Origin of the sequence: Kluyvera sichuanensis, assembly GCF_014218705.1 — a bacterium.
Taxonomy (GTDB): domain Bacteria; phylum Pseudomonadota; class Gammaproteobacteria; order Enterobacterales; family Enterobacteriaceae; genus Kluyvera; species Kluyvera sichuanensis.
Genome location: NZ_JABBJF010000111.1, coordinates 1 through 217 on the forward strand (window position 1 = coordinate 1; position 217 = coordinate 217).

Below are 217 nucleotides of genomic sequence, written 5' to 3' on the forward strand. Positions count from 1 at the left end.
GGTTAATATTCCTGTACTTGGTGTTACTGCGAAGGGGGGACGGAGAAGGCTATGTTAGCCGGGCGACGGTTGTCCCGGTTTAAGCATGTAGGCGGAGCGTTTAGGTAAATCCGGACGCTTATTAACGCTGAGGTGTGATGACGAGGCACTACGGTGCTGAAGTAACAAATGCCCTGCTTCCAGGAAAAGCCTCTAAGCATCAGGTAACATCAAATCG

1 rRNA gene is annotated in these 217 nt (G+C 50.7%); it reads left to right on the forward strand.

From position 1 onward, the window contains the following. Nucleotides 1-217: ribosomal RNA gene (locus HII27_RS27005) — 23S ribosomal RNA — on the forward strand; the annotation flags it as partial.